4 protein-coding genes are annotated in these 3,885 nt (G+C 57.4%); all 4 read right to left on the bottom strand.

The annotated features are described in order from the left end of the window. Window positions 1-186 (bottom strand): hypothetical protein (locus NP590_RS20260; RefSeq protein WP_256604557.1); only part of this gene is annotated, 186 nt, incomplete at its 3' end. Between the two features lie 150 nt (window positions 187-336). Then, complete coding sequence (locus NP590_RS20255) at window positions 337-2,133, bottom strand: nickel-dependent hydrogenase large subunit (RefSeq protein WP_256604556.1); 1,797 nt, start codon at window positions 2,131-2,133, stop codon at window positions 337-339. A 2-nt stretch (window positions 2,134-2,135) separates the two neighbouring features. Beyond that, window positions 2,136-3,221: a hydrogenase small subunit gene (locus tag NP590_RS20250; RefSeq protein WP_256604555.1), complete on the bottom strand. Its 1,086-nt coding sequence runs from the start codon at window positions 3,219-3,221 to the stop codon at window positions 2,136-2,138. 407 nt (window positions 3,222-3,628) lie between these two features. After that, window positions 3,629-3,885: DUF2835 domain-containing protein (locus NP590_RS20245; RefSeq protein WP_256604554.1), on the bottom strand; the 257-nt coding region annotated here is incomplete at its 5' end.

Below are 3,885 nucleotides of genomic sequence, written 5' to 3'. Positions count from 1 at the left end.
ACGGCTGCGTGCCAAGGCCGCCGCCGCAATCGATAAAGCGGCTGCAAACAGTTGCGGCAACCAAGTCGGGTAAGCCGCCAGCATGTGCTCCAGGCTGTGCGTAAAGGTGTCGATGCCGGGGTGGCTGTGGGCTTCGGCTTGGCCGGCTACCAACATCAAAACGGCGGGCGTAAAATATTTATTCATGTCGTTCTCCATGGGCTGGTTAAGCCCGTAGGCCGGAATAAGTGCGTTCGGCGTTTAGCAAGGACGCGCGTTTCCGGCGAGCTTTATATGGCCGGAAGCGCCCGATTTCGCTAACGCTACATCGGGATTATTCCGGCCTACGGTATTGGTTTAGCGCACCTTGACTTGGGTTAATTCGGTACCGTCGGGACTCATCACGTGAGTCGAACACGCCAGGCAAGGGTCGAAACTGTGCAAGGTGCGCAAAATTTCCACCGGTTCCTCGGGACGCTCGACCTTGGTGTTCATCAAGGCCGCCTCGAAGGCGCCGATGTTGCCTTGCTCGTCGCGCGGCGAACCGTTCCAGGTGGTTGGCACCACGCATTGGTAATTGGCGATTTTGGTATCTTCGATTTTCAGCCAATGCCCCAAGGCACCGCGCGGCGCTTCGGTAAAGCCGACGCCCTTGACGCTGCTCGGCCAGGTGTCCGGATCCCAGCGTTCGACATTGGCGGTTGTCAGATCGCCGGCCTTGACGTTGGTGATCAGTTTGTCCATGAAATAGCGCATCTTGCCGGCGGCCCATTGCGATTCCAGGCCACGCGCGGCGGTGCGGCCCAGGGTTGAAAACAGCGCGCTGACCGGTACGTCCAGGGTTTTCAGGACGAAGTTGATTTGTTCGGTGATTTCCGGGTTGCCTTGCGCGTAACCGACTACGTAGCGGGCCAGCGGGCCGACCTCCATGGCATGGCCGCGCCAGCGCGGCGCCTTGATCCAGGAATATTTGGCGTTTTCGTCCAGTTCCTGGATGTGGGTGCGGTCGCCCTTGGTGTTGGGGCCGATTTTGTAATTGGGTTCGGTAATGCCGTCCCAGGGGTGCAGGCCTTTCGATTCGTCCGGGTATTTGTACCAGGAGTGAGGCACGAATTCCTTGATTTGTTCCGGATCGGTCAAGTCCACTTCGTGCACCTTGCTTAAATCGCCTTTGATGATGGCGCCGCGCGGCATCAGCAGGTTGGCCGCCGAGTAATCGTTGGCCTTATCGGGAATGTCGCCGTAAGCCAGCAAACTTTGGCCGGAAATGCCGCCGCCGTAGAGCCAGCCTTTGTAGAACTGGGCGATGGCCAGCAAATCCGGGATGTAGACTTGATCGATGAAGTCTATGGTACGGTCTATCAGCGACGACACCAGATTCAGCCGCTCCATGTTGATGGCGCCGTTGGCGCCGACGCCGTCGATGTTGATCGCGCACGGTACGCCGCCGACCAGCCAGTTCGGATGCGGATCCTTGCCGCCGAAGATGGTGCGGATTTTCATGATGTCTTTTTGAAAATCCAGCGCTTCCAGATAATGGGTTACTGCCATCAAATCGGCTTCCGGCGGCAACAAATAGGCCGGATTGCTCCAATAACCGTTTTTGAACGGGCCGAGCTGGCCGGATTCGACGAATTTTTTCAAGCGGTTTTGCGTGTCGCGGAAATAGCCGGGCGACGATTTGGGGTTGCTCGGCGAAATCTGTTGCTGTAAAGCGGAAGTCGCGGCCGGATCGGCCTTCAAGGCATTGACCGGATTCACCCAATCCAGCGCGTGCAGATGGTAGAAATGCACCAGATGGTCCTGCACCTGCAGGCTGAGTTGCATCAGGTTGCGGATCGAATTGGCGTTTTCCGGAATCTTGATTTTCAATGCGTCTTCGACCGCCCGCACCGACGTCAACGCGTGAGTGCCGGTGCAGACGCCGCAGATGCGTTGCACGAAAGCCCAGGCATCGCGCGGGTCGCGGCCTTTTAAAATCACTTCCAGACCGCGCCACATGGTGCCGCTGGAGATGGCGTTGCGGATGATGTTGTCTTCGTCGATATTGACTTCGCAACGCATGTGGCCTTCGATGCGGGTGACCGGGTCGACCACCACGCGGCGGCCGGCATCGTTCAAATGAAATCCGTTGGGGGTGTTTCTGACTGTCATTATTATTCCGCTCCCGGATGTTTATCGACTTGTTTGGCGCGGTTCAAGGCCGTCAAGCCGGCATGCGCCGCAATACCGGCGCCCACCACGGCCGCCGCCGTGCCGCCTACCGCGTCGGCATTGGCTTCGATACCGAATTGATTGATGTCGGTGAGGCGCTCGTAAAAGCTGCCCTTATCCCAGAAGCCGTCTTCGGAACAGCCGATACAGCCGTGGCCGGCCTGAATCGGAAACGAGGTGCCTTCGTTCCAGCGCACGGTGGAGCAGGCGTTGTAAGTGGTCGGGCCCTTACAGCCCATTTTGTACAGGCAATGACCTTGGCGGGCCGCTTCGTCGTCCCAGTGTTCGACGAACTGGCCGGCATCGAAATGCGGCCGTCTATAGCATTTGTCGTGAATACGCTGGCTGTAAAACATTTGCGGCCGGCCTTGTTTGTCCAGGGTCGGCAGTTTGTCGAAAGTCAACAAATAAGCCACCACGGCGGTCATGACTTCGGCGATAGGCGGGCAGCCCGGCACTTTGATGATGGGTTTGTCGGCCAGGCCGGGCACTTTATGTACCGGCGTGGCGCGAGTCGGATTGGGTTTGGCGGCCTGTACGCAACCCCAGGAGGCGCAGGAGCCCCAGGAAATGATGGCCTTGCAGCTTTCGGCCGCGTATTTGAGCTGCTCGACGAAGGGCTTGCCGCCGATGATGCAATACATGCCGTCTTCGGCCAGCGGCGGATTGCCTTCCACGGCCAGGATGTAATTACCTTTGTATTTTTCGACGATCTCGTCGACGATGGCTTCGGCGTTATGACCGGCGGCGGCCATGATGGTGTCGTCGTAATCCAGCGACAACATAGACAATATGACGTCTTTGGCCAAGGGATGGCCGGAACGGATGAAGGATTCCGAGCAGCAGGTGCATTCCAGGCCGTGCAGCCACAATACCGGGATGCGCGGTTTGGTTTCCATCGCGTGGGCGATTTTCGGCGCAAAGGCCGGGCTGAGGCCCAGCGAGGCGGCCGTCAGGCTGCAAAATTTTAGAAAACTGCGGCGGCTGATGCCCTGGCGACGCATCACATCGTAAAAGGTTTCGATCACGTAAGCTCCCGGCGTTGTCATCTGCAAGCTGAAAAGCAATGTTTTCAGTGCGGCACCGGCGAGGCCGAAACGGCCGGCGGGTGCTGAATTATTATGTGTCCGCTCCCGAGAATCCGCTTCGCCCCAGGTCTTCCGCGAGGCCTGGATCAATCAGGCCGCCAAGTGCTCGGCCTGAACGGAATGTTTTGGAAAATTTGGAACGGTTTATCGAACTTCCGCTTCCATGAGGAAGCCGGAGTCGGCTTGTCTTACCGCAACATCCATGCCTGATTACGGATGCGTCTAAAACCTTGTAACTTGTGGGATAAATGAACGCTGCAAGGCGAAATTTTTGTACGTCTTGCAACAAAGCCGACAAATGGCCTTAAAAAATGAAAGAAATATGACACCGTCGATAGGTGTTTCGTCTAGCCGATACGGTTGATGGCGACGAATTTGTTTTGCGGGGTGAGTTCCATTTCGAAGCAACCGCGGATGCCGTCCTTGGTTAAAAAGCGCTGGATCCTGCCGGCCGGAAACTGGATGCGGCGGCCGTCGTCGGTCCTCGCGTTGACGGAATGCGCGACACCTTGATAAACGGCCAGAAACTGGTCGTAGCTTAAATCAAGCCGGAAGCGGATAAATTGATTGACGGACATGGAAGAAGCCGTGCCGGCTGTCAAGC

The sequence above is a fragment of the Methylomonas subterranea genome, assembly GCF_024505185.1.
GTDB lineage: Bacteria > Pseudomonadota > Gammaproteobacteria > Methylococcales > Methylomonadaceae > Methylomonas > Methylomonas subterranea.
This window is presented reverse-complemented; position numbering and strand designations above follow the sequence as displayed.